Raw genomic sequence first — 25,414 nt, 5'->3', positions numbered from 1 at the left:
GGATCGACATCATGGAAAACACAGCGCGCATGTCCGACGCGGCCGCCGCGGCCGCGCCGAAGAACCGGATGAACGTCTGGCAGCTGACCATTCTCACGGCGGTCAACATGATGGGCTCCGGCATCATCCTGCTGCCGTCGAAGCTCGCGCAGGTCGGCACGATCTCGCTGCTGTCGTGGATCGTCACGGCCGGCGGCTCGCTCGCGCTGGCCTATGCGTTCGCGCGCTGCGGGATGCTGAGCCGCAAGCCGGGCGGGATGGGCGGCTACGCGGAATACGCGTTCGGCAAGGCCGGCAACTACATGGCGAACTACACGTACGGGCTGTCGCTCGTGATCGCGAACGTCGCGATCGGCGTCACGGCGGTCGGCTACGGCACCGTGCTGTTCGACGCGACGTTGTCGCCGCTGCAGACCGGCCTGTGGACGATCTTCCTGCTCGTGCTGACGACGGTCGCGAACTTCGGCGGCTCGCGCATCACCGGCCGGATCGGCGCGGTGACGGTGTGGGGCGTGATCATTCCGGTCGTCGTCGTGTCGCTGATCGGCTGGTTCTGGTTCAGCGGCGCGACCTGGGGCGCCGCATGGAATCCTAACAACCTGCCGTTCGGGCCGGCCGTCGGCAGCTCGATCGCGGTGACGCTGTGGGCGTTCCTCGGGCTCGAATCGGCGTGCGCGAACTCGGACGCCGTCGAGAATCCGGAGCGCAACGTGCCGATCGCCGTGCTCGGCGGCACGATCGCGTCGGCGATCTTCTACATCGTGTCGACCAACGTGATCGCGGGGATCGTGCCCAACGCGCTCCTCGCGAAGTCGAATGCGCCGTTCGGCATCGCGTTCGCGACGATGTTCACGCCGACGGTCGGCACGATCGTCACCGCGCTGATGGTGATCGCGTGCATCGGCTCGCTGCTCGGCTGGCAGTTCACGGTCGCGCAGGTGTTCAAGAGCTCGGCGGACGTCGGCTACTTCCTGCCGGTGTTCGCGCGTGCGACGCGCACCGGCACGCCGATCGTCGGGATGGTGATCCTGCTGGTCGCGCAGGTCGCGCTGGCGCTGATGACGATCAGCCCGGAGCTGAGCAGCCAGTTCCAGAAGATCGTCGATCTCGCGGTCGTCACGAACCTCGTGCCGTACGTGATGTCGATGGCCGCGCTGATCACGATCCAGAAGGTCGCGAAGGTGCCGCCGGCGAAGGCGCTGCTGACCAACGTGATCGCGATGGCGGCCACCGCGTACAGCTTCTATGCGCTGTTCAGCTCGGGCGAGCAGGCGCTGATGCTCGGCGGCCTGTGCGTGTTCCTGGGCTGGACGCTGTTCGGCTTCGTCAGCGCGCGCTTCTACCAGATGGAAGTCGATGCCCACGTGAAGGAGCCGGGGAAGTCGCTGCAGGCGTGACGGGGGCGGCGCTCGCCGCCGTTATCGGGCAGCGCGGGCCAGCAGCGGCGGGAGGTCCTGCTTCAGCAGGTCGACGACGGCCCGCACGCGCGGCGGCAGCGGCCGCTGCGCATGCACGAGCACGTTGAGCGCGAAGTCGGGAATCACGTAGTGCGGCAGGAGCTCGACGAGCGTGCCGGACGCGAGCGCGTCGGCGCAGGCCGGCTGCTGGACCACGCCGATGCCGCCGCCGGCCACGATCGTGTCGAACATCGGGCGCCAGTGGCTCGTCGTCATGATCGTGCGGATGCGCGCGTAGTCGAGCGCGTCGCCGTCGCGCCGCAGCGGCAGCCGCTCGCTGGCGAAGACGCCTTTCACGCGGACGAACGGATGGTTCGCGAGATCGGCCGCCGTGTCGATCGGGCCGTGCCGCTCGAGATACGACGGCGCGGCCACGAGCCGGCGGCCGACCGCGCCGACCGGATGCGCGACGAATCCGCCGTCGCCGAGCTGGCCGACGCGAATCGAGATGTCGACGCCTTCCGTGACCGGATCGACGATGTCGTCGTTCAGGACCAGGTCGATGTGCAGGTTCGGATACGCGCGGCGGACATGCATCAGCACACCCGGCAGCACGACCTCGCCGATGCACTGCGGCGCCGCGAGCCGGATCGTGCCGTCGAGTGCGTTTTCCGTCTTCGACACCGACGCGACCGCTTCGTCGGCCGCTTCGAGCAGTTCCTTGCTGCGTTCGTAGAAGATCCGGCCTTCTTCCGTGCACGTGAGGGTGCGGGCGCTGCGCAACAGCAGCCGTGTGCCGAGATGCTTCTCGAGCCGCTCGATACGCTCGCTGACGGCCGGCTGGCCCATGTCGAGATCGCGCGCCGCGCCGGACATCGTGCCGCGCTCGACGACCCTCACGTAGATGCGCATCGTCGCCAGCAAATCCATGAAGTCGCGCCCCTTGTCCGGTTCCGGTTGATGCCGATCGACGGATGGTATCAAAGCAGGGCTGCCCGAAGGTACGCGTCGAACCGATACTGACCATCGGTCGGCGAAGCCGCGTGTGTTCGCCGGTGCGATGGGGGACAATCGGCATCCGTGCGATCGACGGGAGACGACGACATGACGCAGCAGGATGACGCGGTGCGCACGCGCTGCGTCGCATGGCAGATCGTGCAGACGTGGCAGGCAGCCGAATGGTGCCGGCTCGTCGAATCGCGAACGGGAATCGATCTGTCGGGATCGGTGTCGGGTGCGATCGACGGCTCGCCGTTTCGCATCGATTACGCGATCGCATGCGGCGCCGACTGGCTCACGCGCTCGGCACGCATCACGCAGTGGGACGGCACGCAGCCGCCGCGGCAGTGGGATATCCGCCGTGACGCAGGGCGATGGACGGTCGACGGCGTCGACGTCCCGGCGCTCGCGGGCGCGACCGACCTCGATCTCGGTTTCAGCCCGTCGACGAATACGCTGCCGATCCGGCGGCTCGGGCTGGCCGTCGGCGAAGCGGCGGTGATTCACACCGCGTGGCTGCGTTTTCCGGATGTCGTGTTCGTGCGCGGCGAGCAGCGCTATACGCGTACGGCGGAGCGCGTGTACCGCTACGAAAGCGGCACGTATGCGGCCGATATCGCGGTCGACGAAGCGGGGCTGGTCACCGACTACGACGAATGGCGGCGCATCGGCGCGGCTACCGCGCGCTGATTCGCGCGTACCGCGCCGCGCGTTAGCGGCACCGGCACCGGCGCGTCAGCGTGCGCTCGCGACCGACAGCTTGCCCGGAATCAGCTTCAGCGCGCTGAATGAATCCGCGATGTTCTGCTGATACGCGAGCGTCGCGTCGCTGATCGGCTGCACGCCGTAGCCGGCGCGCTTGAGGGCGACTTCGAGCGTCGGCGCATCGAGGCCGACGAGCGGCGACAGTTGCGTGGCGACTTCGGGCACATGGTCGCGCGCCCAGCGGTCGACCGCGTCGACTTCGTCGAGCAGCGCGCGGATGACCTGCGGGTGGGCCGCCGCGTATTTGCGCGCGGCGAGGTAGTACTGCGTATTGCGCACGAGCCCTTCGCCGTTCGCGATCACGCGCGCGCCGATCTGGCGCTCGGCGGCGGCCAGGTACGGATCCCAGATCACCCATGCATCGACGTTGCGCTGCACGAACGCGGCGCGGGCGTCGGCGGGCGTCAGGTAGATCGGCTGGATGTCGGCATACGTGAGCCCTGCATGTTCGAGCGCCTTCACGAGCAGGTAATGGACGTTCGAACCCTTGTTGAACGCGACCTTCTTGCCGCGCAATTGCGCGACGTTGCGGATCGGCGAATCGGGCAGCACGACGATCGCCTCGCCCTGCGGCGCGGGCGGCTCGTTGCCGATGTAGACGAAGTCGACGCCGCCTGCCTGTGCGAAGATCGGCGGCGTCTCGCCGACCGTGCCGACGTCGATCGCGCCGGCGTTCAGGCCCTCGAGCAATTGCGGGCCGGCCGGAAATTCGAGCCACTGCACGGTGACGCCCTGGCTCGCGAGCCGTTTCTCCAGCGTGCCGCGCGCCTTGAGCACGACGAAGTTGCCGTATTTCTGGAAACCGACGCGCAGCCGCGTGCTGCTGTCTTGCGCATGAGCAGGCAGGCCCGCGAGCGGGCCGAGCGCGAGCCCGGCCAGCCCGGCGGCCGCGCCTTGCAGCCACTGGCGGCGATGCGGGTTCGCCGGTGTCGGTTCAACGTCTGCGTGGGGTGTGTCGTTCATCGAGGCGTCCTGCGTGCGGGTTCACGGGCCGCGCGCGAAAGACGGCGCGGCCGGCGCAGGGCGGGCCCGATGCGGGCGATGCGCGCCACGGGCCGGCCCGCGCCGGATTCAGGACGATACGGCCGCGCAGGCCGGCGGCCAACCAACGAATCCGCATATGCAAATCAGCGGCGGGCCAGGTGGGCGGGTGCGGGCCGGTCATCGGCACGCGAACCCGCCGGCACGGCGCGCCGTCCCGGCGAATGCGCCCACGCGCACGCGCAGCCGCCCGCAATTCGACGAACGGCTGTCACGACCCTCAATCGGAGCCGGCGGGGCTTTCCTCGATCGAATCGACGCGATCCGGATAAAACGCGAGGTGCCCGCGAATCGCGTCGACGGCCGGATAGGGCGCCTCGTAGGTCCAGACGGCATTCACGGCGCGCTCGCCGCCGACCGGAATCGAGTAGTAGGCGGCGTCGCCCTTGTACGGACAGTACGTCGCGTGGTTGGTGCGTTGCAGCAGTGTCAGGTCGGCGTCCTCGCGCGGAATGTAGAACACCGCCGGGTAGGCGGCCTCGCGCAGCGCCAGCGCGCGGCGCGTATCCGCGACGACCCTGCCGGCCGCCTTGACCACGACGCGCCGCGGATGCAGTTCGACCGTGATCGGGTGATCGGGGCCCGGCGTCTTCACCGGGCGAGCAGACGTTTCGGAGCTGACGGGCATCGTGTGTCCTCCTGGAATCGGCGGCGCGGCGGCGTCGGGCGAATCCCGGCGCGCCCGTGCCGGCGTTGGCTAGCCGATACGATGCGCCATTTCGGGCGAGTCTGCAGGGGGCCGGAAGACGGCGGCTCGAGACGGCCGCCGACGTTCGCGTGGACGTTTTCATGCACGGGCAGCGGGATGCAGCCACGACGATAAGCAACGCGAAATTAATTGGTAAGCGATCGGCGGGAGGCGCGCGAAGATCGGCCGTCTTCATTTGTATGACAGCGCTCTCCTGTCCCCGTCACCATGAAAAACGCTTTCGTTTCGTCAGCTGCGCGTCGTGCGCGTGGCGTCCCTCATGCCGCTGCCGTCCTGCGCTGCATCGCGGCGTCGCTGCTGCTCGCCGGCGCGGCCACGCACGCGCTTGCCGCTCCATCCGGCAAGACGCTCGTGTATTGCACCGAAGGCAGCCCGGCCGGCTTCGATCCGGGCCAGCATACGACGAGCACCGATTTCGATGCGAGCACGTACCCGGTCTACAACGGGCTCGTGCAGTTCAGGCGCGGCACGCTCGATCTCGAGCCGGCGCTCGCGACGAGCTGGGACGTGTCGCCCGACCAGCGCACGATCACGTTCCACCTGCGGCGCGACGTGAAATTCCAGACCACCGCCTGGTTCACGCCGACGCGGCCGTTCCAGGCCGACGACGTCGTCTTCACGTTCCACCGGATGCTCGATCCCGACGATCCGTTCCGCAAGGCCTATCCGGTCAGCTTCCCGTATTTCAGCGACCTCGGCTTCGACCGCAACATCGAGCGCATCGACAAGGTCGACGACTACACGGTGCGCTTCGTGCTGAAGACACCCGACGTCGTGTTCGTGCGCAATCTCGCGATGGCGTTCGCGTCGATCCTGTCGGCCGAGTATGCGTCGCAGCTCGCGGCGCGCCACCGCGAGGCTGACATCAACCAGTTCCCGGTGGGCACGGGGCCGTTCCTGCTGCGCACGTACCAGAAGGACGCGCTGATCCGCTACGACGCGAATCCCGACTACTGGAAACCGGACGACGTGAAGCTCGCGCGCCTCGTGTTCGCGATCACGCCCGATCCGGCCGCGCGCCTGCAGAAGCTGGTGGCCGGCGAATGCCAGGTATCGGCGTTCCCGCGGCCGGCCGATCTCGACACGGTGCGGCGCGACCCGAAGCTGACGTTGTTCTCGGGGATGGGTTTCAACGTCGGCTTCGTCGCGTACAACACGCAGCATGCGCCGCTCGATCGCGTCGACGTGCGGCGCGCGCTCGACATCGCGATCGACAAGTCGGCGATCGTGAAGACCGTGTTCAACGGCGACGCGAAGATCGCGACGAACCCGATGCCGCCCGCGCAATGGTCGTACAACCCGCGGCTGAAGGATGCGCCGCGCGACCCGGCGGCCGCGAAGGCGCTGCTCGCGCAGGCCGGTTTCCCGAACGGCTTCGACCTGACGCTGTGGGCGATGCCCGTGCAGCGCCCGTACAACCCGAATGCGCAGTTGATGGCGCAGCTGATCCAGCAGGACTGGGCGAAGATCGGCGTGCGCGCGAAGATCGTCAGCTACGAATGGGGCGAATACAACCGCCGCGCGAAGCACGACGGGCAGCACGACGCGATCCTGTACGGCTGGTCGGGCGACAACGGCGACCCCGACAACTGGCTCGGCACGCTGCTCGGTTGCGACGCGGTGCACGGCAGCAATCTCGCGAAGTGGTGCAACCAGGATTTCGAGAAGCTGGTGGACGCGGCGCGTTCCAATGGGGACGTCGCGAAGCGCACGGCGCTGTACGAGCAGGCGCAGGTCGTGTTCAAGGACCAGGTGCCGTTCACGCCGATCGCGACGTCGATCGTGTCGCTGCCGGTCTCCAAGCGCGTGCACGGGCTGACGTTCTCGCCGCTCGGCGGGCATCGCTTCGACGGGGTGTGGCTGGATTGACGGGCGGGCCGCGCGGACAAGCGTTTTCGTCCGCGCGGTGCGATGAAGGGAAAGGCCGGCGCGATGCAGTGCGCGCCGGCTGCCGGCAGAGCGGTTCGGTTCAGTTGAGCGCGACCGCCGCCGCGGCTTCGACCGGCGAGCCTTCGAGCGCGACCGACGGCCGGCCGTCGGGGCCGACCGGCACGTCGCCGATGAGCGTCGTGCGATACAGCTGGCGATCGAAGTCGAGATCGAAGATGTCGACCGGCGCGAGGTGGGCGGTCGCGCGGTTGTCCCAGAACGCGATGCTGCGCGGTTCCCACTTGAAGCGGATCGTGAATTCCGGCCGTGTCACGTGTTCCCACAGCAGTTCGAGCAGCGCCTGGCTTTCGCGCGGCGTCAGCCCGACGATCGACTTCAGGAAGCTCGGGCTCACGTACAACGCGCGTTCGCCGGTCTCCGGATGCACGCGCACGAGCGGATGCTCGGTGACGAGCGGGCGGCGTTCGACCGCGTCGTCGAACGCACCGGTGGCGCGCGCGCCGGCCGGCGGCGTGAAGCGGTGAATGCCGCGCAGGCCGTCGACGAAGCCGCGCAGCGGCGCCGACAGCGTTTCGTACGCCCGCACGAGGTTCGTCCAGTGCGTGTCGCCGCCGTACGGCGGGATCGTCACGCCGCGCAGGATCGACGCCCACGGCGGGTTCACGGCGGCCGTCACGTCGGTGTGCCAGCCGGTCCACGGGCGGCGCACCGGTTCGCCTTCGAAGCGCGTCGCCTTGCGGTGCTTCGCGATCGAGTAGATGGCCGGATGCCCGTCGACGTGCCCGAACACCGGATGGCCGACCGTCGGCTCGCCGAACTGCGCGGAGAACGCGACATGCTGCTCGTGCGTGAGGAATTGCTCGCGGAAGAAGATGACGCGCCATTTCAGCAGCGCGGCGCGGATCGCCGCAATCTGCGGCGTGGTCAACGGTTGCGTGAGGTCGACGCCGCGGATTTCCGCGCCGATATGGGCGGACAGCGGAATCACGTCGACCGGCTGGGCGGCGGGTTCGAGTAGGGCGCTCATGCGACGCTCCTGGCGGGAGTGGACGGGGCGGAGGGCCGACATCGTTGCGCGTGCAAGTGTCGGTCCGGAGGCGGGAAGGGCATGGTCGGGGTCCGGTAGCGGAAAGCGGGGCAGGCGCGGCGGCGCACGGAGCGCCGCCGCCGCGTGACGCGGGCGTTACTGCAGCGTCGCGCCCGGCCCCTTCAGCACGACGCTCTGGCGGCCGTCGATGCCGATCGGCACGTCGCCGTGCACGGTGGCGCGGCGCACGACGCGGCGCGCATCGCCGTAGTCGTTGATCGCGTAGTGCTGCGTCGCGCGGTTGTCCCAGATCGCGACGTCGCCTTCCTGCCAGTTCCAGCGCACGGTGTTCTCGAGACGCGTCACGTGTTCATGGAACACCTGCAGCAGGTGCGCGGAATCCTGCGCCGACAGCCCCTTGAGCCGCTGCACGAAATGCCCGAGCACGAGCGTGCGTTCGCCGGTTTCCGGATGGACGCGCACGACCGGGTGCTCGGTTTCGTAGACGGTCGACGTAAACACTTCGCGGTAGCGCTTCAGTTGCGTATCGTCGGCATGCACGTGCGTCGACGCGTAGTCGTATGCGTTGGTATGGAGCGCCCACAGCGTGTCGGCGAGCGCGCGCAGCGGGTCCGGCAGGTTCGTGTACGCGGCGGCCGTGTTGGCCCACACGGTGTCGCCGCCGAACGGCGGAATCACGACGGCGCGCAGGATCGAGATCTTCGGATACGCATCGACGAAGGTCACGTCGGTGTGCCACGAATTGGCGCGCGCGCCGTGCGCGGAATCGAGTTCGAGCAGGGCTGCGCTGCCGTCGACGGACGGCACGGTCGGGTGCGCGACGGTCTTGCCGAAGCGGCGTGCGAACGCTTCCTGCGCGGTGTCGTCGAGATGCTGCTGGCCACGGAAGAACAGCACCTTGTGGCGCAGTAGCGCGGCCTGGATCGCGTCGAACGTCGCGTCGTCGAGCGTGCCTGACAGGCGCACGCCAGCGATCTCGGCGCCGATCCGGCCGGCGACCTGGCGAAGCTGGAGCGGCGTGGCGGCCGTGCGCGGTGCGGCGTGCGAAGCATGCGAAGACGGGTGAGCGGCGTGCTGGACTTCGGACATCGGGAGTCTCCTGGAGTCGGGTCGGGCGAGTCTCCATTCAAGCAGGGACCGCGCGCAATCGGAACCGATGAATCGTCACAACCTTAGCGTGTGCGCAGCGATGATCGATATGCGTCGTCATGCTGAGCAATGCGGTGCGACATGCGTGCTACCACGCAAGCCGCCATTCGCCGATCCGGTGCGGGCGCGGCGTGTCGATGCGCTTACCGCCCGGGCGATCGTCGCCCGGCGGTTCGTGGTCGTCGAAATCGGCGAGCACGGTGTCGCGCAATCGCGCGAATTCCGGCGAATCGCGCCGGCGCGGGCGCGGCAACGCGACATCGACGATGCGTTCGATGCGGCCCGGGCGGGGCGCCATCGTCACGACGCGGTCGCCGAGATACACGGCTTCGTCGACGTCGTGCGTGACGAGGATCATCGTGATGCGCTCCTGTTCCCAGATGCGCAGCAGTTCGTTCTGCATCCGCGCGCGCGTCTGCGCGTCGAGCGCGCCGAACGGTTCGTCGAGCAGCAGCACGCGCGGGCGGTTCACGAGGCCGCGCGCGATCGCGACGCGCTGCGCCATCCCGCCCGACAGCTGGTTCGGATACGCGTGCTCGAAGCCGTTCAGCCCGACGAGCGCGACGTGATCGGCAACCGCGCGCCGCTTCGCGGCCGCGTCGAGCGGCGCGTTGCGCAGCGCGGCTTCGATGTTCTGCGCGACGGTCAGCCACGGGAACAGCCGGTGATCCTGGAACACGATCCCGCGCTGCAACGACGTGTCGTGCACGCGTTCGGTGCCGGCCCGGATCTCGCCCGCATAATCGGTATCGAGCCCGGCGATCAGCCGCAGCAGCGTCGACTTGCCGCAACCGCTCGAGCCGACGATCGTGACGAATTCACCCGCGCGCACGTGCAGCGACACGTCGTCGAGTACGGCGAGCGCGGCGCCGCGTTGCGCGTAGTGCTTGCTCACGTGGAGGATGTCGAGCGAATCGGAGGCGAGGGTCGTCATGGCGGTGCGAGGAAAAGGGTGACGAGGAAGGAAAAGGCGATCAGCGCGCCAGGTCGCCGCGCCGGGCCAGCACCTTGCGTTCGATCGCACGCGCGATCGCGTTCAGCGCCCAGCCGGTCACGCCGACGACGATGATCCCGAACAGCACGAGATCCATCCGGAACTGTTCGCTGCCGTCGATCAGCGTGTTGCCGATCCCGCTGCCGGCGACCAGCAGGTATTCGGCGCCGAGCGTCGCGAGCCACGAATAGATCAGGCCGAGATACAGCCCGGTGAAGATCGACGGCAGCGCGGCCGGCAGGATCACGTGGCGCACGAGCTGGAGCCGCGAGTAGCGCAGCGCGCGGGCGACGTCGACATACGCGCGCGGCACCGCGTGAATGCCGTCGCAGGTGTGCGCGGCGACGGGCAGCAGCGCGGCGAGCGACAGGAACACGACCTTGGCGACGTCGCCGAGGCCGAACCACACGGAAATCAGCGGAATCCACGCGAACAGCGAGACCTGCTTGAACGTGTCGAAGCTCGGGCCGACCATGCGCGCGGCGACGCGCGACAGCCCGAGCGCGGCGCCGAGCAGCAGCCCGCCCGTCGCGCCGAGCACGAAGCCGCACGCTTCACGCGCGAGCGACGCGGACAGCGCGCGGCCGAGTGCGCCGCTCGTGGCTTGCGCCCATGCGGTGCGCAGCACGTCGGCGGGGCCGACGAGCAGCCCGCTGCTGACGAGGTGCGCGGAAGCGATCGCCCACCACAGCGCGAACGCGACGAGCGGCAGCACGAAGCCGCGCCAGTCGGGGGTGTGCAGGCGACGGGCGGTTGCGCCAGCAGGCGGGGTGGCGTCAGGCGCGGCAGCAGGATACGTCAAGGTTGGGACTCCTTCGGTTGCACGGGCAGGGGCGGCGCTTCAGCCGCGGAACGCGGACGGCACGCCGCGCCGCAAGCGCGCTTCGAGCGCATCGAGCAGCCGGTTGATCAACAGGCCGACCGCGCCGACGACGATCACGGCCGCCATCACGAGGTCGAGCTGGAACAGCTGCCGCCCGTACACGATCAGGTAGCCGAGCCCTTCGGACGATGCGACGAGCTCGACGACGACGAGCGCGAGCCACGACTTCGTGAACGCGAGCCGCACGCCGGTCGCGAGCGTCGGGATCGCGGCGGGCAGCACGACGTGCACGATGCGTTGCCGCCGCGTGTAGCCGAATACGCGCGCGACTTCGTCGAGCGCGGGCGGCGTCTGGCGAAACCCTTGCAACGTGCTCAGCGTGACGGGGACGAGCGCCGCATGCGCGATCAGCAGGTACTTGAGCGGCTCACCGACACCGACGAGCAGCAGCAGGAACGGCAGCCAGCCGAGCACCGGAATCTGCACGAGCGCATTGAAGCTCGGCAGCACGTAGGCTTCCAGCGTGCGCGACAGCCCGAGCGCGACGCCGGTCGCGAAGCCGAGCAGCGTGCCGGCGGCGAAGCCGACCAGCACGCGCTGCAGGCTGATCAGCGTGTGGCGCACGAGGTCGCCGCTCGTCGCGAGATCTTTGAGTGCGTCGAACACGCGTTCGGGCGGCGGCAGGATCTGCGGCGCGATCCAGCCGCGCGCGCTGCCGACGCTCCACAGCGCGAACAGCAGCGCGGGCAGCAGCCACGGCGCGAGCCGCCACGACCACCGCTTCACGGCCGCCGCACGGCGAGGCGGCGCGGCAAGCGCGCGGCGTTCGGATGACGGGAGGGAAAACGCGGTGTCGCTCATCGTGGCAGGTCCGGATCCGGGTCAGGAAAGCGGCTTACCGGCCGCGTCGTAGCGTGGCCAGTAGCTTTCGAGCTTCAGCGTGCGCAGCGCATTGTCGAGATACTTCGGCTCGAACCAGCCATCGACGTCGACCGGCTGACGGATCAGCTTCAGCGCCAGCGCATCCTGCGCGACGGACTTGTAGCGCGCGACGAAGAACGGATCGATCAGCGGCGACAGGCGGTCCTTCAGGCGCTGGTTCGCATAGTCGGCCTGCCACGACGACACCGGCACGCCACTTTTCGCCCACAGCTTGAACAGCGCGTCGCGGTTCGCTTCATCGGACGACCATTGCGCGCCCTTCACGACGGCGGTGACGACGCGCTGCACGATGTCCGGATGCGCGCGCTCGAAATCGTCGAGCACGAGCAGGTGGGTCTGGCGCGTGAGTTGCGGGCCGTCGTTCTGCGATTCGTAGATGATCTTCGCGAGCCCCGCGTCGCGCAGCTTGTACAGCTGGTAGTCGCCCACCGACGCATCGATGCCCTTCGACGCGAGCGCGGCGAGCGAGCTCGCGGCGTCGAGGTTGATCACGCGCAGGTCGCGTTCGCCGAGGCCGTTCTTCGCGAGCGCGTTGTCGGCGACGAGCTGCAGGTTCGTGCCGCGGAAGATCGACACGCGGCGATCCTTCAGGTCCTTGATCGAGCGGATGGGGGAATCGGGCGGTACCGCGATCTTGACGCCGGAACGCACGCTCGCGGCGAGCAGCAGGCGCGTCTTGATCCCGTTCGCCCGCGCGAGCACGGCGGGCAGGTCGCCCTGGTACGCGAAGTCGAGCGCCTTGTTGGCGATCGCCTCGTTGACGGCCGGCCCCGCGCCCTTGAAGAACAGCCACTCCACCTTGATGCCGTCGGCCGCGAACTCCTTTTCGACCAGCTGCTGCAACTGCGCGGTGGCCGCACTCGAGCCGCCGAACGTCGGCGGATCGCCGGCGCCTTGCTGGGCGACGCCGATGCGGATGGTGGCGGGCTTGTCGGCGTGCGCGGCGGCGGCCGGCAACGCAATGAGGGACGCGATCAGCAGCGAGCGAAGCAGGCGCAGTGGAAGCATGAATCGATGGTTCCGGAACGTTGAGGGGAAGCGAGGCCGGGCCTCAGCCCGTCGGCGCATTCTCGATGACGGCCCGGGGCCGGACAAGAAACGATTTGAACTATGCTTATCGCCGTTTTCCCGGTTGGTGCGCCGGGCGATTCATTCCATCCGGATGAGAACGGTATTCACATGCATCCGACATTCAATCAGGATTCCAATCAAGTCGATTGAAGCCGGAAGCAGCGTCATGAAATTTCCGATTGGAAAGTCGCAAAGAACACGCGCGTGGATTCGCGCGGCGATCACTTTCCGAATCCGGGCCAAAAAACGGGGCAGGTAGTCGGTGACATGCGATGCGAGTCCGTCATGCAAGCGGGAACGGCAAGCCGGGTGGGGCAAGACGCGCGCATGGGGAGCGGCCCGGCATGCCGATAAATCGAGTGGAAGCCGGGGCGGAAATTCACGCGCTGCAACAGTCGGCATGCGCGTTCCGATCGGCGAACCATTCGCGGTCATGCGAGAAAAAATGACCGTAAATGAAGGGTATGGATTTCATCGTTGCAGGATGAAATCCATAAATGCATCCGACGCCAAATAATTTGAATTCGCCTGAAAAATTGTCTATACCCTAGACGAATCAGCGCGGTTGCATCGTGCGGGAAGACCGCACCACGGATGCAGGCACGCAACGATCGAAGATGTCGTTGCACGCCGCGTGTTGCAGTCATCGAGAGGATTCCGGGGGATGCGGGCGGCCTCGTGCCAGGGTCGCGCGCATGCGTCGCAACGGGCGAAGGCCCTGCGCAACCGCCGGAGCAACGGAGCATCTTTGCGTTCAACGGTCGGTTATCGGCCCCGTTACACGGAGGTTGCCATGCTGCAATACGTCAAGTCCCTGCTGCGTGACGAACGTGGCGTCAGCTCGCTCGAATACGCCGTGCTGGCCGGCATCGTCGTGGTCGCGCTCGCGGCGGTCGGCGTGATCCTCAGCAGCACCAGCGGCGGCCTGCCGAGCGTGTTCACGACACTGATCAACAAGGTGACGAGCCTGATCTGATCCCCCGAACCCGCGCGCCACCGACGAACACCGGGATCCGCAGCGGTAGAACGTGTCCGGCCGGGGGCGTGTCGACGGACGGCTCTCCCATGCTCACGCTCGTGCAGTCGGTGGCCACGGTGTTGCTGGCCTCGCTCGCCGCGCAGGATCTGCGCGACCGGCGCCTGTCCAATCGCGCGGTGCTCGCGTTCGCGGCGCTGTATTTCGTCGCGGCGGCGCTCGTGCGCGACGGATTCGCGCCGCTGGCCGGCCATGTCGCGACCGGGGCGGCGATGCTGCTGCTGTTCGGCGGCATGCGCCACGCGGGCTGGATCGGCGGAGGCGACGTCAAGCTGGCGGCGGCGGTATTCCTGTGGGCCGGCCCGGCACTTGCGTTTCCGGTGCTGACGGGCGTCGGTGCGGGCGGTGCGCTGTGCGGCGTCGCGTTGCTGGCGTCGCGGCCGTGGCGCGCAGGCTCGGTTCGCGCGGTCGCCGCGCGCGGCGTGCCGTACGGCGTTGCGCTCGCGCTCGGCGGCACGCTGGCCGTCTGGGCGTCGTTTCCACACACGGTTTCGCTTACCTAGCCGGGGGGACGCACGCCGCCATGCCCAAACCGCTGAGACTGGCCGTGCTCGTCGTTGCCGCCGGCATCGGTGCGTTCATCCTGCGCGAGCTGTACGTCGCCGCGTCGACGCCGTCGGTGCCTGCCGAAACGGATCAGGCGCGCGTGCGGGTCGCCGCCGCCGATTTGCCGGAAGGGCTGCTGCTGCGCGACAACGATCTCGCGTGGAAGCGCATGCCGCGCGCGCAGGTGCCGGCCGGCGCATTCGTCGAGTCGCAGCCGGGCGCGGACCTGAAGGGCGCGCTGCTGCGCAACCATGTCGGCGCGGGCGCACCGATTCGCGTCGAGAACGTGATACCGGCCGGCGCGCCGGATTTTCTCGCGGCCGCGCTGCAGCCCGGCATGCGCGCGATCTCGGTGCCGGTCGACGACGTGTCCGGCAACGCGGGGCTGATCCAGCCGGGCGACTTCGTCGACGTGTTGCTGACGCAGCAGATCGGCGGCTCGGCGACGTCGCCCGGCACGTTCGAAGCGGAGACCGTGGTGCGGCGTGCGCGCGTGCTCGCGGTCGGCTCCGAATTCCAGCGCGCGAAGGCGCCCGCGAGCGCACCGGACGCGACGGCCCGCGCCCGCACGGTCACGCTCGAGGTCGCGCCGCGCACCGCGCAGGTCGTGCTGGTGGCGACCCGCCTCGGCTCGCTGTCGCTCGCGCTGCGCAGTTTCGCGACGAGCGACCGGCGGCAGCCGGCAGGCGGCGACGCGCAGGAGCCCGATACGCAGCCCGTGTGGGCCGGCGACGTGTCGCGCGCGGCCCGCGAGGCCGCACGCGAACCGTCCGCCAGGCCGGAGCCGGGCGCGCGGCCGGCATGGCGGAGCAACGCGGTCGTGATCTATCGCGGCTCGTCGGTGGACGACGGATCGCGTGGCGGCGGCACCGGCACGCCGGGCCTGCCGCCGCTGCCGGCCGGGCTGCCGGCGTGGCCGGCGATGCCTGCAGTGCCTGCAATGCCCACGACGACGGGCGGCGCCAACGTCGCGGCGGAGGCGACTGCGCAACCGCCGGCAATGGCGGCGCAGTGACGGATTGACGATTCGGGCCGGCCGCCCGGCGGCCGGCATTTGACGGGAACACGCATGGTGCGCATGGTTCGTTGGATCGCTCTCGGGGGCCTGGCCTGCATCGTCGCGTTCGGGGGCGCGTTGGCGCAGGTCGCACGCGTGCCGGACGCGGGCGCGGCGCTGTCGATCGCGACCGGCAAGGGGGAACTGCTGTCGCTGCCCGAACCCGCGGCCGCGATGTTCGTCGCCGATCCGTCCGTCGCCGACATCCAGGTGCCGTCCCCGCGCACCGTGTTCGTGTTCGGCAAGAAGGCGGGCACGACCACGCTGATCGCGCTCGGCGCGAACCACCGCCCGATCCTGCGCAAGACGGTGATCGTGCAGGTCGACACGGCGTCGCTGCAGGGCGTGCTCGACAGCCGCTTTCCGCAGCTGAAGCTGTCGGTGTCCGGCGCGCCGGGTTCGCTGATGGTGTCGGGCAAGGTGCCGAGCGCGGCCGACGCGGACGCCGTGATGCAGTCGCTCACGCCGTACCTGCACGACAAGGAAAAGATCGTGAACCGGCTCGCGCTGTCGCGCCCGATCCAGGTGAACCTGCGCGTGCGGGTGACCGAGGTGAGCCGCAACATCACGCAGCAGCTCGGCATCAACTGGAGCGCGCTGGGCGGCGCCGGCAACTTCGTCGGCGGGCTGTTCAACGGGCGCACGCTGTTCGATCCGACGAACGGCCTGTTCAACCTGTCGCCGACGGGCGCCTTTTCGGTACTCGGCGGATTCCGCGCGGGGCGCTGGTCGATCGACGTGGTGCTCGACGCACTCGACCAGGAGGGCTTGATCACGATGCTCGCCGAACCGAACCTCACCGCGATGTCCGGCGAGACCGCGAGCTTCCTCGCGGGCGGCGAGATTCCGATCCCGGTCGCGCAGGCCGGTTCGTCGACCGGCGCGATCACGGTCGAGTTCAAGCCGTTCGGCGTGTCGCTCGACTTCACGCCGACCGTGCTCGCCGACAACCGCATCAGCCTGAAGGTGCGGCCGGAAGTGAGCGAGGTCGATGCGAACAACAGCGTGACGACCGGCGGCGTCAAGGTGCCGGGGCTCACGGTGCGGCGCGTCGACACGACGGTCGAGTTGTCGAGCGGGCAGAGCTTCGCGATCGGCGGGCTGCTGCAGAGCCAGACGGCCGACACCGTGTCGCAGATTCCGGGGCTCGGCCGGTTGCCGATCATCGGCAGGCTGTTTTCGTCGAAGAACTTCCAGGACAACAAGACCGAGGTGGTCGTGATCGTCACGCCGTACATCGTGCAGCCGACCGGGCCCGGCCAGCTCGAGCAGGCGATCGACACCGTCGCGCGGCCGAGCAGCGACCTCGAGTTCGCGGTGCAGCGCAACCTCGGGCTCGACCTGCTGTCGGGCGACACGCCGCGCCTCGTCGGCGCCGCGGGCTTCGTGTACTGAACCGGAGGCGCACATGCGAACCCGATCGATCGTTGCCGCACTCCTGCCGCTGGTGTGGGCGGGCTGCCTGTCGGCGCCGCCGCCGGTCAACCTGCCCGATGCGCGGTCGATCGGCTTCGACGGCGCGCATGCGGTGGCGCCCGATTGCGCGAAGCTGATGCAGCCGTCGCATCTCGTCGACGCGGGGTACGCGCGGCCCGGCGTGCCGTTCGGCTGCGCGACCTATTCGAACCTCGCGGCGATGCTCGCGCGGCCGGAGGATCTCGTCGCGCCCGTGCCGTACGGCGGCGCGGATGCGCAGACGGCCGCCGACGCGGTGCGCCGCTACGTCGAGGATCGCGTGAAGCAGCCGACGCCCGGCAAGACGCAGACGACCGGCTCGCCCAGCCATTGACCGCCCGGATGCCATCACGATGCCGCCCATGAACCTCCTCGACCGTCAGCACGCCCGGCGCGCCGCGTCCGCGGGCGCGGCCGATCTCGTCGCGGTCGTCGCCGATTCGGGCAGCGAGGACGTGATACGCCGCGTCGCGCAGGAGCTGGCGATCACGCGCACCCAGCTGCAGCTTGGCACCTGCGACGATGCGATCCGGCTGCTGCAGCAGTACGAGCGTTCGCCGCGCCAGCTCGTCATCGACGTGTCGGATTCGGTGCTGCCGGTGTCGGACCTGATGCGGCTCGCCGACGTGTGCGACCCGTCGGTGCGCGTCATCGCGATCGGCACGCAGAACGACGTCGGGCTGTTTCGCAACCTGCTCGGCATCGGCGTGCAGGACTACATCGTCAAGCCGCTGACCGTCGAGTTGATGCGGCGTGCGCTGACCGCGACGGAATCGGTCGTGCAGGCGCGCACCGGCAAGGTCGTCAGCTTCGTCGGCGCGCGCGGCGGCGTCGGCGCGACCACGATCACGGTGAGCCTCGCGCGCTTCCTGGCGAGCGAGAAGCGCCGCCGGGTGGCCTACGTCGACCTGAACCTGCATGGCGGCGGCGCGAACTCGATGTTCGGGCTGTCCAGCAACAACGGGCTGATCGAGTTGCTGAACATGGGGCAGCGTCCCGACGACGCGTTGTTCGAGCGCATGTTCGTGACGAAGGGCGACCGGCTGCACGTGCTGTCCGCCGAGCTGGCCTACGGCGCCGACGTCACGCTGGGCGACCAGGCCGTCGCGCGCCTGGTCGACATGCTGAAGGACCGTTTCCACTACGTGCTGTTCGACGTCGGCAGCGGCGCCGGCAAGCTGCTCGAGGACGCGCTCGTGGCGTCCGATCTCGTCCACGTCGTGGTCGACCGTTCGGTGCACGCCGCGTACGAAGCCGCGCGGCTCGTGCGCTTCGTGCGGGAACTGCCCGGCGAGCGGCTGCTGTCGATGGTGCTGAACAACCCGCTCGCCCCGGTCGCGGGCCGCGTCGAGCCGGTCGATTTCGAGGCGGCGTTCGGCGGTGCGACGCTGCACGAGCTGCCGCACGAGCCGCAGACGCTCGCCGTCGCCGAGAACCTCGGCGAGCCGATCGAAGGCGCGAAGCGCAACGGCTTCCTGGACCAGATCCGGCAGCTTGCGAACGGCATCACCGGCGAGCCGATGGCCATCGCCGAGCCGTGGTATGCACGGCTCGTCAAGTGGAGGAAGGGAACGTGACGTTCGGCACCCGCAACCGGCCGCCGGCGGATCCGGTGCCGGCCGAGCCACAGGCCGCGACGCCCGCCGTGGCGCGCGAGGCCGCACCATCGGCCGCGGCCCCGACCGCGGCGGACACGCCTGCACCGATTCCGGCCCGTACACCCGTGGCAGCCGACACCCACGAGGCGCTGATCCGGTCGAGCAAGTTCGACGCGATCCGCAGCGCGGTGTTCGCGTCGATGAACATGTCGGCGGCGCTGATGAAGACGCGCGACGAAGTGCGCGCGGGCATCGAGCAGGTGGCCGCGCACACGGTCGAGCGCGAGCGGCTGAAGATCACGGCCGGCGAGCAGGTGCTGATCGTCGACGCGATCCTGAACGACATGTTCGGCGTCGGGCCGATCGAGCCGCTGCTCGCCGACGATTCGGTCACCGACATCCTCGTCAACGGGCCCGACCAGGTCTACGTCGAGCGCGCGGGCCGGCTCGAACTCACGTCGCTGAAGTTCCGCGACGACGCGCACGTGGCGAGCGTCGCGCAGCGGATCGCGGCGGCGGTGGGGCGCCGCGTCGACGAGAGCAGCCCGATGGTCGACGCGCGGCTCGCCGACGGCAGCCGCGTGAACGTCGTGCTGCCGCCGATCGCGATGCGCGGCCCGTCGATCTCGATCCGCAAGTTCGCGAAGCGCGACATCACGCTCGCGCGGATGGCGCAGCAGGGCAACATCTCGCCTCCGATGCTGCAGGTGCTCAAGGTCGCGTGCGCGTGCCGGCTGAACATCGTGATCTCGGGCGGTACCGGCTCGGGCAAGACGACGCTGCTCAACGCGCTGTCGCAGCACATCGAGCAGCACGAACGGATCGTGACGATCGAGGATGCGGCCGAGCTGCAGTTGCTGCAGCCGCACGTCGTGAGCCTCGAGACGCGGCCTGAGAATACCGAGGGGCTCGGCGGGATCTCGCAGCGCGATCTCGTGCGCAACGCGCTGCGGATGCGGCCCGACCGCATCATCCTCGGCGAGATTCGCGGCCCCGAGGCGTTCGACGTGCTGCAGGCGATGAACACGGGGCACGACGGCTCGATGACGACGATCCACGCGAATTCGCCGCGCGATGCGATCAGCCGGCTCGAGAGCATGGTCATGATGGCGAACGCGAACCTGCAGCTGCTGTCGATACGGCGCCAGATCGCGAGCGCCGTGCACCTGTTCGTGCAGATCGAGCGGATGCGCGACGGCGTGCGGCGCGTCACGCGGATCACCGAGATCGTCGGGATGGAAGGCGAGGTGGTGATCACGCAGGACCTGTTCGCGTTCCGCCAGGAAGGCGACACGACGCGCGACGCGGTAAAGGGCGTGTTCGAGGCGTCGCCGTTGCGGCCGTCGTTCGCGGCGCGCGCCGCGTATTACGGCGTCGAGGATGCGCTCGCCGAGGTGTTCCGGCAATGAGGGCTGCCGACCTGTTCGCGGTGGGCGCGTTCGTGATGATCCTCGCGATCGGGCTCGTGCTGTCGTCGTGGTTCGATCGCGCGAGCCGCACGCCGGCCCAGCGCATCCGCGCGCGGATGCGCCGGCTGTCGCCGTCGCTCGCCGGGCGCGCCGGGCTCGCCTCCGCCGCGCCCGGCGTCGCGTTGTTCAACCTCGAGCGCCGCCAGGGCCGCCTGCGCGCGTGGCTGCAGCGCCGCGTGACGCGTGTGCGTGCCGTCGGCGGCAAGGGCGGCGTGAGGATCGTCGTCGCGAGCACGATCGCCGGCGCGATCGTCGCGATCGTCGCGGTGAAGCTGATCGGGCCGCCGGGCTTCCTGCGTCCGCTGATCTACGTCGGGTTGCCGCTGGTCACGATGCGCGCCAGCTACCGTGCGTTGGTCGAGCGCTTCCGGATGCGTTTTCTCGAAGCATTCCCCGACGCGATCGACGTGATCGTGCGGGCCGTGCGCGCGGGCATTCCGGTCACGCAGGCGATCAGCATGGTCGGCGACGGCGCGGCCGAGCCGGTGCGCGCGACGTTCCGCTCGATGGGCGACAGCCTGCGCGTCGGCGCGGATCTCAAGGACGTGCTGACGCAGGCGGCCGACCGGCTGATGATCGCGGACTTCTCGTTCTTCACCGTCTACCTGCTGCTGCAGCGCGAGACCGGCGGCAGCCTCGGCGAAACGCTCGACGAGCTGTCGAGCATCATCCGCACGCGTCGCGACATCCGCCTGAAGACGCGCGCGCTGACCGCCGAAGGGCGCATCACGACGAACATCATTTCGGCGGTGCCGTTCGTGATGATCGGCGCGCTGTTCCTCGTGAACCGCGACTACGTGATGCTGCTGTTCACGACGCACCCGGGACACACGATGCTGACGATCGCGGCCGGGTTGCTGACGGTCGGCCTGCTGGTGATCCGCAAGATCTCGAAACTGGATACCGCGCGATGACGATGTCGATACTGGCCGCCCGCGGCCTCGAGTTGCTGTTGTTGCTCGGCTGTGTCGCGGTGGCGCTTGCCACGCCCGGCGGCGGCACCCGCCAGCGGATCGCCGCGCGCGTGCGGCAGGCTGCCGGCCAGCATCCGCCGGCGTCGATGGCGGGGTGGCTGCAGCCGGGCGGCGTCCGGCTGGATCTCACGCGCCGGCTCGCGCAGCTGGGCGAACGGCTGCCGGTGCTCGACCCGATGCAGCGCGTGAAGCTCGGCCTGCAGCTGACGCGCGCGGGCTTTCGCGAGCGCCGCGCGGCGTCGGTGATGATCGGGATCAAGCTGAGCTGCGGCGTGCTGTTCGCGTGCGGCGCGATCGTGTTCAGCCCGCTGATTCCGCGCTTCGGCGAATACTTCGTGATCCGCGCGCTGGCGATGATCGCTGCCTTCGTGATCGGCGTGATCGTGCCGGAATACGTGCTCGGCGTGATGATCCGGCGGCGGCGGCGGATCATCGCCGCGTGCTTTCCCGATGCGCTGGACCTGCTGGTGATCTGCACGATGGCCGGCAACAGTCTCGCGTCGGGCATCCGGCGCGTCGCGCACGAACTGGCGCGCATCTGCCCGCCGCTCGCCGACGAACTGACCGTATGCGCGGACGAGCTGACGCTGAGCGGCGACGTGTCCGCGACGCTCGCGCATTTCGCGATGCGTGTCGATTTCACGTCGGCGCGCTCGCTCGCGACGACGCTGACGCAGTCGCAACGGTTCGGCACGCCGATCACGCAGGCGCTGCGCACGCTGTCGCGCACCGAGCGCACCGAGCAGATCGTCGCGCTCGAGGAACGCGCCGCGAAGCTTGCGCCGAAGATCACGCTGCCGATGATGCTGTTCATCCTGCCGACGGTCTGCCTGATCGCGGCGGGCCCGGCGGCGATTCGCCTGCTCGAGGTGTTCAGATGACACGATCCGTCATACGCGCGTTCGCGCTCGCAGCCGTGCTGCCGGTGCTGGCCGGCGGCTGCGGCGCGCCGGGCGTCCAGACGCGGCCGGTGCTGTCGCACAAGAGCGACGACCCGCAGGCCGAATTGCGCATCGCCGACAGCGCATTGGCCGGCGGCAACGTCGATCTCGCGTCGACGCTGTACGAGAAGGTGCTCGCGAAGCATCCCGATTCGCTCGCGGCGCGCCTGGGGCTCGGCGACGTCAACTACCGCGCGGGCGACCTGGAGCGTGCGCGGATTCTCTATGACGAAGCGCAGCGGCAGGCACCCGCGGAACTCGGCCCTCGGCTCGGGCTCGCGCGCGTCGCGTTGCGGCAGCGGCGCCTCGACGAAGCCGCGCAGCGCTACCGCGACCTGCTCGCCGCGCAGCCGAACCATCCGCTCGCGGCGGAAGGGCTCGGCACCGTGCTCGACCTGCAGGGGCGTCATGCGGATGCGCAGGTCGTGTATCGCGACGCACTGCGCGCGCACCCTGACGCGCAGGGGCTGCGCGTCGACCTCGGGCTGTCGCTCGTGCTGAGCAACCGGCCGCGCGAAGGCGTGAACGTGCTGCTCGACGTCGCCGGGTTGCCGTCCGCGCCGTGGCAGGCGCGCCAGAACCTCGCGTTCGCGTACGGCGTGCTCGGCAACACCGATTCGGCGAAGAAGCTGCTGTCCGCGGAGTTGCCCGCGTCGGCGGTGGCCGACAACCTGCGTTTCTACCAGGCGGTGCGCGCGCGGCTGGCGTCGCGCGGGGGCGCCGGGGTGGCCGGCGGGGCCGGCAGCCCGCCGCCGCTGTCCGGCGCGGCGCTGGAGCCGGGTGTCGTACCACCGGGTGCGGGGGCCGCAAAATGACACGCGGGGCGATGGGCGCCCGCCACGCGCGCGGCGTCGTGTCCCTCGAGTTCGTGCTGATGCTGCCGTTCCTGTTGATGGTGCTGATCGGCATCATCGACACGAGCCTGCTCCTGTGCGACAAGGCCGTCATCACGAACGCGAGCCGCGAGGCGGCGCGCGCCGGCGTCATGCTGCGCGTGCCGATGCTGACCACGACGCAGATCGCCAACATCGCGCAGACCGCGATGCAGAACAGCCTGATCACCGGCGGCACCGCGACGACAGCGGCGGTGACCGTGACGCAGGCGAACGGCACGACGTCGGGCACCGCGCTGACGGTGACGGTGACCTACACGTATTCGGGGCTCGTGCTGGGTTCCGCGTTCAGTGCGCTCACCGGCCCGGTGACGGTCTCGGCGACGTCGGTGATGCTCTATGAATGACGTGACCGCCACGCCACCCGTCGACGCCGAACGGCAGCGCGGTTCGGTCGCGCTGTTCTTCCTGCTGTTCCTGATTCCGCTGCTGTCGTTCGGCGCGCTGGCGATCGACATCGCGTGGATCATCACGGTGAACAACCAGTTGCAGAACGCGGCCGACGCGGCCGCGCTCGCGGGGGCCGATGCGATGATGTCGCCAAGCGGCGGCGCGGTGAACTGGTCGCAGGCCGCGCCGGCCGCGAATGGCGTGATCGCGAAGAACTCGGCGGCCGGCGCGGCGCTGTCGACCGGCACGGTGACCACCGGATACTGGAACGTGACGCGCAACCCCGCCTCCATGCAGCCGACGACCATCACGCCGGGCCAGTACGACGTGCCGGCGGTGCAGGTCACCGTGTCGCGCGCGCCCGGCGTGAACGGCGGCTCGATTCCGCTGCTGCTCGGCGGGCTGCTGGGGATTCCCGGCGCATCCGACAGCGCGACCGCCGTGGCGGTGCTGGCGGCGCCGGGCGGGGTCGGGGCAGGCGGGCTGTTTCCGGTCGCGATCGACCAGTGCGTGTACAACCTGTACTGGAACGCGTCGACCAACCAGCCGCTGATCAATCCGCTGACGGGCCAGCCGTTCGAATTCTCGATCACGAACGGCCAGATCTACGGCCTGCTGTGCATGGGCGGGCAGTGGACGTCGTTCCAGTCGAGCGCGACCGACACGACGACGATGGGCGGCCTGATGACAACCGGCAATCCGACGACGCTCAACATCGGCGACACCATCAATCTCGCGACCGGCGTGAAGGCGACGCTCTATACGTCGGTGCCGGTCGGCGCGACGGTGGTGCTGCCGGTCGTCACGCAGACCGCGACCAGCACCTCCGTGCCGATCGTCGCGTTCGCGCCGTTCCATATCGACGTGTCGCTCGGCGGCTCGTACAAATACATCCAGGGCCATTTCGTCGCCGGCGTGAAGATGACCGGCGTCGCGACCGGCGTCGGGCCGTACTACGGCATCTACGTGCCGCCGCGGCTCGCGTTCTGAGCCTCCGGGCCGGCGCGGCGCAGCAGCACCAGGAGCGCGAACAGCGTCACGACCGGGCCGATCTGCGGCCCTTGCAGCCACGGGTTCAGGTATTCGACGGCCGGCAGCAGCCACATGAGCGCGATCGCGATCTGCTCGCCGCGCAGCCAGCCGTCCTGCCAGCCCATCGCCAGCAGGCACGCGATCGCGATGCCGAGCCAGGCGAGCTCGTAGTGCCACACGTACGGGTTTGCCGCGAGCGTGGCGACGGCCAGCACCGCCGCGCGCAAGCGGATGTCGCGCGAGCGTGTCCACACGATGCAGGCGGCGGCGATCGCCAGCGCCGCGACGCACGCTTGCGCGGCATACGCGGCGCCAGGCGGCAGGCCCGCGAGGCGGAGCGCGGCGAACGGCGCCGGCGACGCGAGCCAGAACACGATGCCTTGCTCGAGGAGGAGCGTGCGCGCGAGCGCCGTGCCGGCGACGAACAGGCGCAGCGATTCGACGCCGCAGATCAGGACGCTCAATGCGGTGAACGCGGCGGTGGCGAGCGCGGCCCACGCGATCGTGCGCCAGGCGCGCGTGGCGACCAGCACGAACGGGAACAGCAGCGCCATCTGCGGCTTGGCCGACAGCAGGCCGATGCAGAGGCCGGCCCACATCGGCCGACGGTCGGCCCAGCAGACGGCCAGCGCCGCGCACGACGCGGTGAGGAACGCGTTCTGCCCGAACATCCCGGTGACGAACACGCACGGGGCGGCGAGCAGCGCGAACGCGCCGACGCGCCGCAAGCCGGGGAGCGCGCCGAGCCCCGATACGCGCGCTGCGGCGAATCCGAACACGACGATGCCGAACGCGACGAACAGCGGGTAGCCGACTGCATAGGGCAGCAGCGCCAGCGGCGTCACGAGCAGCAGGTTGGTGGGCGGGTACAGCCACGCGACGAGGTCTTCGCGGCGGAACTGCGGGAACAGCTCGGCCGCCAGCCGGGAGAAGGTCGGCAGATCGTACGCTTGCCACGGCGAGCCATGCAGCATCACGTACGACGCCGACCAGAACACCGCGTAGTCGGGGCCCGGGCGCGACGGCGCGGTCGCGGGCGCGTGACGGACGACGGCGATCCAGATCGCGACGAACAGCGCGTAACACGCGAGCGCGACCGCGCTGTACGCCACGACGCGCCGGGGCGTCAGCCATGCGCGGACGGCAGGGGCCGCGGATCGTATCGCTTGTCGGGGGAGATCCATGCGTCGTGCGC

General features: G+C 69.5%; 26 protein-coding genes. 15 read left to right on the top strand and 11 right to left on the bottom strand.

Going from position 1 to position 25,414, the window contains the following annotated elements:
* Positions 1-11: 11 nt before the first annotated feature.
* Positions 12-1,397, top strand: coding sequence for a putrescine-ornithine antiporter (gene potE / locus LGM56_RS07725; protein WP_226203932.1), 1,386 nt, complete (start codon positions 12-14; stop codon positions 1,395-1,397).
* Positions 1,398-1,418: 21 nt separating this feature from the next.
* Here potE and LGM56_RS07720 read toward each other — a convergent pair whose 3' ends face one another.
* The gene (locus tag LGM56_RS07720; protein ID WP_226203930.1) at positions 1,419-2,327 is read right to left on the bottom strand and encodes a LysR family transcriptional regulator; all 909 of its coding nucleotides are present in this window, start codon (positions 2,325-2,327) and stop codon (positions 1,419-1,421) included.
* Positions 2,328-2,501: 174 nt separating this feature from the next.
* Between LGM56_RS07720 and LGM56_RS07715 the strand changes: the two genes are divergently transcribed.
* Positions 2,502-3,086 (top strand): putative glycolipid-binding domain-containing protein, encoded by a 585-nt coding sequence (locus LGM56_RS07715; protein WP_089497324.1) that lies wholly within the window; start codon positions 2,502-2,504, stop codon positions 3,084-3,086.
* A 45-nt stretch (positions 3,087-3,131) separates the two neighbouring features.
* Here LGM56_RS07715 and LGM56_RS07710 read toward each other — a convergent pair whose 3' ends face one another.
* A complete protein-coding gene (locus tag LGM56_RS07710; protein WP_089497323.1) occupies positions 3,132-4,124 on the bottom strand; it encodes a sulfonate ABC transporter substrate-binding protein in 993 nt (330 codons plus the stop codon).
* A gap of 298 nt (positions 4,125-4,422) precedes the next feature.
* A complete protein-coding gene (locus LGM56_RS07705; protein WP_089442892.1) occupies positions 4,423-4,830 on the bottom strand; it encodes a DUF427 domain-containing protein in 408 nt (135 codons plus the stop codon).
* Positions 4,831-5,118: 288 nt separating this feature from the next.
* On the opposite strand from LGM56_RS07705, the gene LGM56_RS07700 reads away from it, so the two are divergent.
* Positions 5,119-6,780: an ABC transporter substrate-binding protein gene (locus LGM56_RS07700; RefSeq protein WP_226203928.1), complete on the top strand. Its 1,662-nt coding sequence runs from the start codon at positions 5,119-5,121 to the stop codon at positions 6,778-6,780.
* 100 nt (positions 6,781-6,880) lie between these two features.
* On the opposite strand, the gene LGM56_RS07695 is transcribed toward LGM56_RS07700, so the two are convergent.
* The 7 genes from LGM56_RS07695 to LGM56_RS07665 all read right to left on the bottom strand — a co-directional run bounded on the left by LGM56_RS07695 (position 6,881) and on the right by LGM56_RS07665 (position 13,230).
* Entirely contained in the window at positions 6,881-7,828 is a 948-nt protein-coding gene (locus tag LGM56_RS07695) for a TauD/TfdA dioxygenase family protein (protein WP_089457884.1), read from the bottom strand.
* A 156-nt stretch (positions 7,829-7,984) separates the two neighbouring features.
* The gene (locus LGM56_RS07690) at positions 7,985-8,938 is read right to left on the bottom strand and encodes a TauD/TfdA dioxygenase family protein (protein ID WP_226203926.1); all 954 of its coding nucleotides are present in this window, start codon (positions 8,936-8,938) and stop codon (positions 7,985-7,987) included.
* Between the two features lie 148 nt (positions 8,939-9,086).
* Positions 9,087-9,932, bottom strand: a complete 846-nt coding sequence (locus LGM56_RS07685) for an ABC transporter ATP-binding protein (protein ID WP_226203924.1) — start codon at positions 9,930-9,932, stop codon at positions 9,087-9,089.
* Positions 9,933-9,972: 40 nt separating this feature from the next.
* On the bottom strand, positions 9,973-10,794 hold the full coding sequence (locus LGM56_RS07680; RefSeq protein ID WP_226203922.1) for an ABC transporter permease: 822 nt from the start codon (positions 10,792-10,794) through the stop codon (positions 9,973-9,975).
* 39 nt (positions 10,795-10,833) lie between these two features.
* Complete coding sequence (locus LGM56_RS07675; protein WP_226203920.1) at positions 10,834-11,676, bottom strand: ABC transporter permease; 843 nt, start codon at positions 11,674-11,676, stop codon at positions 10,834-10,836.
* Positions 11,677-11,697: 21 nt separating this feature from the next.
* Positions 11,698-12,765: an ABC transporter substrate-binding protein gene (locus tag LGM56_RS07670; protein WP_089497317.1), complete on the bottom strand. Its 1,068-nt coding sequence runs from the start codon at positions 12,763-12,765 to the stop codon at positions 11,698-11,700.
* Positions 12,766-12,906: 141 nt separating this feature from the next.
* Complete coding sequence (locus tag LGM56_RS07665; protein WP_226203918.1) at positions 12,907-13,230, bottom strand: hypothetical protein; 324 nt, start codon at positions 13,228-13,230, stop codon at positions 12,907-12,909.
* A 391-nt stretch (positions 13,231-13,621) separates the two neighbouring features.
* On the opposite strand from LGM56_RS07665, the gene LGM56_RS07660 reads away from it, so the two are divergent.
* The 12 genes from LGM56_RS07660 (at position 13,622) to LGM56_RS07605 (ending at position 24,177) form a co-directional block, all read left to right on the top strand.
* Positions 13,622-13,804 carry a Flp family type IVb pilin gene (locus tag LGM56_RS07660; protein ID WP_041493341.1) on the top strand — a complete coding sequence of 61 codons (183 nt, stop codon included), beginning with the start codon at positions 13,622-13,624 and terminating at the stop codon, positions 13,802-13,804.
* 89 nt (positions 13,805-13,893) lie between these two features.
* Complete coding sequence (locus LGM56_RS07655) at positions 13,894-14,367, top strand: prepilin peptidase (protein WP_089497315.1); 474 nt, start codon at positions 13,894-13,896, stop codon at positions 14,365-14,367.
* A 20-nt stretch (positions 14,368-14,387) separates the two neighbouring features.
* Positions 14,388-15,425: a Flp pilus assembly protein CpaB gene (gene cpaB / locus LGM56_RS07650; RefSeq protein ID WP_089497314.1), complete on the top strand. Its 1,038-nt coding sequence runs from the start codon at positions 14,388-14,390 to the stop codon at positions 15,423-15,425.
* Positions 15,426-15,479: 54 nt separating this feature from the next.
* A complete protein-coding gene (locus LGM56_RS07645) occupies positions 15,480-16,862 on the top strand; it encodes a type II and III secretion system protein family protein (RefSeq protein WP_226203916.1) in 1,383 nt (460 codons plus the stop codon).
* 13 nt (positions 16,863-16,875) lie between these two features.
* Entirely contained in the window at positions 16,876-17,256 is a 381-nt protein-coding gene (locus LGM56_RS07640) for a CpaD family pilus assembly lipoprotein (protein ID WP_226203914.1), read from the top strand.
* A 19-nt stretch (positions 17,257-17,275) separates the two neighbouring features.
* On the top strand, positions 17,276-18,499 hold the full coding sequence (locus tag LGM56_RS07635; RefSeq protein WP_226203913.1) for an AAA family ATPase: 1,224 nt from the start codon (positions 17,276-17,278) through the stop codon (positions 18,497-18,499).
* Entirely contained in the window at positions 18,496-19,929 is a 1,434-nt protein-coding gene (locus tag LGM56_RS07630; RefSeq protein WP_413226761.1) for a CpaF family protein, read from the top strand. Before LGM56_RS07635 ends, LGM56_RS07630 begins: the two co-directional genes overlap by 4 nt.
* Entirely contained in the window at positions 19,926-20,903 is a 978-nt protein-coding gene (locus LGM56_RS07625) for a type II secretion system F family protein (protein ID WP_226203911.1), read from the top strand. Before LGM56_RS07630 ends, LGM56_RS07625 begins: the two co-directional genes overlap by 4 nt.
* The gene (locus LGM56_RS07620; protein WP_089427880.1) at positions 20,900-21,844 is read left to right on the top strand and encodes a type II secretion system F family protein; all 945 of its coding nucleotides are present in this window, start codon (positions 20,900-20,902) and stop codon (positions 21,842-21,844) included. The genes LGM56_RS07625 and LGM56_RS07620 overlap by 4 nt, the downstream gene beginning before the upstream one ends.
* Complete coding sequence (locus LGM56_RS07615; RefSeq protein WP_226203909.1) at positions 21,841-22,719, top strand: tetratricopeptide repeat protein; 879 nt, start codon at positions 21,841-21,843, stop codon at positions 22,717-22,719. The genes LGM56_RS07620 and LGM56_RS07615 overlap by 4 nt, the downstream gene beginning before the upstream one ends.
* Complete coding sequence (locus tag LGM56_RS07610; protein WP_226203906.1) at positions 22,716-23,144, top strand: TadE/TadG family type IV pilus assembly protein; 429 nt, start codon at positions 22,716-22,718, stop codon at positions 23,142-23,144. Before LGM56_RS07615 ends, LGM56_RS07610 begins: the two co-directional genes overlap by 4 nt.
* Positions 23,137-24,177 carry a TadG family pilus assembly protein gene (locus LGM56_RS07605; RefSeq protein WP_226203904.1) on the top strand — a complete coding sequence of 347 codons (1,041 nt, stop codon included), beginning with the start codon at positions 23,137-23,139 and terminating at the stop codon, positions 24,175-24,177. Before LGM56_RS07610 ends, LGM56_RS07605 begins: the two co-directional genes overlap by 8 nt.
* On the opposite strand, the gene LGM56_RS07600 is transcribed toward LGM56_RS07605, so the two are convergent.
* Positions 24,150-25,403, bottom strand: coding sequence for a glycosyltransferase family 87 protein (locus LGM56_RS07600; RefSeq protein WP_226203902.1), 1,254 nt, complete (start codon positions 25,401-25,403; stop codon positions 24,150-24,152). The genes LGM56_RS07605 and LGM56_RS07600 overlap by 28 nt on opposite strands.
* Between the last annotated feature and the right edge of the window lie 11 nt (positions 25,404-25,414).

Source organism: Burkholderia sp. AU38729 (assembly GCF_020419725.1).
Classification (GTDB): Bacteria; Pseudomonadota; Gammaproteobacteria; order Burkholderiales; family Burkholderiaceae; genus Burkholderia.
Note: the sequence above shows the minus strand (reverse complement) of the source record. Positions and strands in the feature narration are given on the sequence as shown.

Excerpts from the sequence above, each read along its gene's own strand:
- potE (WP_226203932.1), top strand. The coding sequence starts at position 12 with ATGGAAAACACAGCGCGCATGTCCGACGCGGCCGCCGCGGCCGCGCCG.
- LGM56_RS07675 (WP_226203920.1), bottom strand. The coding sequence starts at position 11,676 with ATGAGCGACACCGCGTTTTCCCTCCCGTCATCCGAACGCCGCGCGCTT.
- LGM56_RS07715 (WP_089497324.1), top strand. The coding sequence starts at position 2,502 with ATGACGCAGCAGGATGACGCGGTGCGCACGCGCTGCGTCGCATGGCAG.
- LGM56_RS07700 (WP_226203928.1), top strand. The coding sequence starts at position 5,119 with ATGAAAAACGCTTTCGTTTCGTCAGCTGCGCGTCGTGCGCGTGGCGTC.
- LGM56_RS07655 (WP_089497315.1), top strand. The coding sequence starts at position 13,894 with ATGCTCACGCTCGTGCAGTCGGTGGCCACGGTGTTGCTGGCCTCGCTC.
- LGM56_RS07620 (WP_089427880.1), top strand. The coding sequence starts at position 20,900 with ATGACGATGTCGATACTGGCCGCCCGCGGCCTCGAGTTGCTGTTGTTG.
- LGM56_RS07705 (WP_089442892.1), bottom strand. The coding sequence starts at position 4,830 with ATGCCCGTCAGCTCCGAAACGTCTGCTCGCCCGGTGAAGACGCCGGGC.
- LGM56_RS07720 (WP_226203930.1), bottom strand. The coding sequence starts at position 2,327 with ATGGATTTGCTGGCGACGATGCGCATCTACGTGAGGGTCGTCGAGCGC.
- LGM56_RS07610 (WP_226203906.1), top strand. The coding sequence starts at position 22,716 with ATGACACGCGGGGCGATGGGCGCCCGCCACGCGCGCGGCGTCGTGTCC.
- LGM56_RS07600 (WP_226203902.1), bottom strand. The coding sequence starts at position 25,403 with ATGGATCTCCCCCGACAAGCGATACGATCCGCGGCCCCTGCCGTCCGC.
- LGM56_RS07710 (WP_089497323.1), bottom strand. The coding sequence starts at position 4,124 with ATGAACGACACACCCCACGCAGACGTTGAACCGACACCGGCGAACCCG.
- LGM56_RS07665 (WP_226203918.1), bottom strand. The coding sequence starts at position 13,230 with ATGCCGACTGTTGCAGCGCGTGAATTTCCGCCCCGGCTTCCACTCGAT.
- LGM56_RS07640 (WP_226203914.1), top strand. The coding sequence starts at position 16,876 with ATGCGAACCCGATCGATCGTTGCCGCACTCCTGCCGCTGGTGTGGGCG.
- LGM56_RS07690 (WP_226203926.1), bottom strand. The coding sequence starts at position 8,938 with ATGTCCGAAGTCCAGCACGCCGCTCACCCGTCTTCGCATGCTTCGCAC.
- LGM56_RS07670 (WP_089497317.1), bottom strand. The coding sequence starts at position 12,765 with ATGCTTCCACTGCGCCTGCTTCGCTCGCTGCTGATCGCGTCCCTCATT.
- LGM56_RS07660 (WP_041493341.1), top strand. The coding sequence starts at position 13,622 with ATGCTGCAATACGTCAAGTCCCTGCTGCGTGACGAACGTGGCGTCAGC.
- LGM56_RS07605 (WP_226203904.1), top strand. The coding sequence starts at position 23,137 with ATGAATGACGTGACCGCCACGCCACCCGTCGACGCCGAACGGCAGCGC.
- LGM56_RS07695 (WP_089457884.1), bottom strand. The coding sequence starts at position 7,828 with ATGAGCGCCCTACTCGAACCCGCCGCCCAGCCGGTCGACGTGATTCCG.
- LGM56_RS07645 (WP_226203916.1), top strand. The coding sequence starts at position 15,480 with ATGGTGCGCATGGTTCGTTGGATCGCTCTCGGGGGCCTGGCCTGCATC.
- LGM56_RS07615 (WP_226203909.1), top strand. The coding sequence starts at position 21,841 with ATGACACGATCCGTCATACGCGCGTTCGCGCTCGCAGCCGTGCTGCCG.
- LGM56_RS07625 (WP_226203911.1), top strand. The coding sequence starts at position 19,926 with ATGAGGGCTGCCGACCTGTTCGCGGTGGGCGCGTTCGTGATGATCCTC.
- LGM56_RS07635 (WP_226203913.1), top strand. The coding sequence starts at position 17,276 with ATGCCGCCCATGAACCTCCTCGACCGTCAGCACGCCCGGCGCGCCGCG.
- LGM56_RS07685 (WP_226203924.1), bottom strand. The coding sequence starts at position 9,932 with ATGACGACCCTCGCCTCCGATTCGCTCGACATCCTCCACGTGAGCAAG.
- cpaB (WP_089497314.1), top strand. The coding sequence starts at position 14,388 with ATGCCCAAACCGCTGAGACTGGCCGTGCTCGTCGTTGCCGCCGGCATC.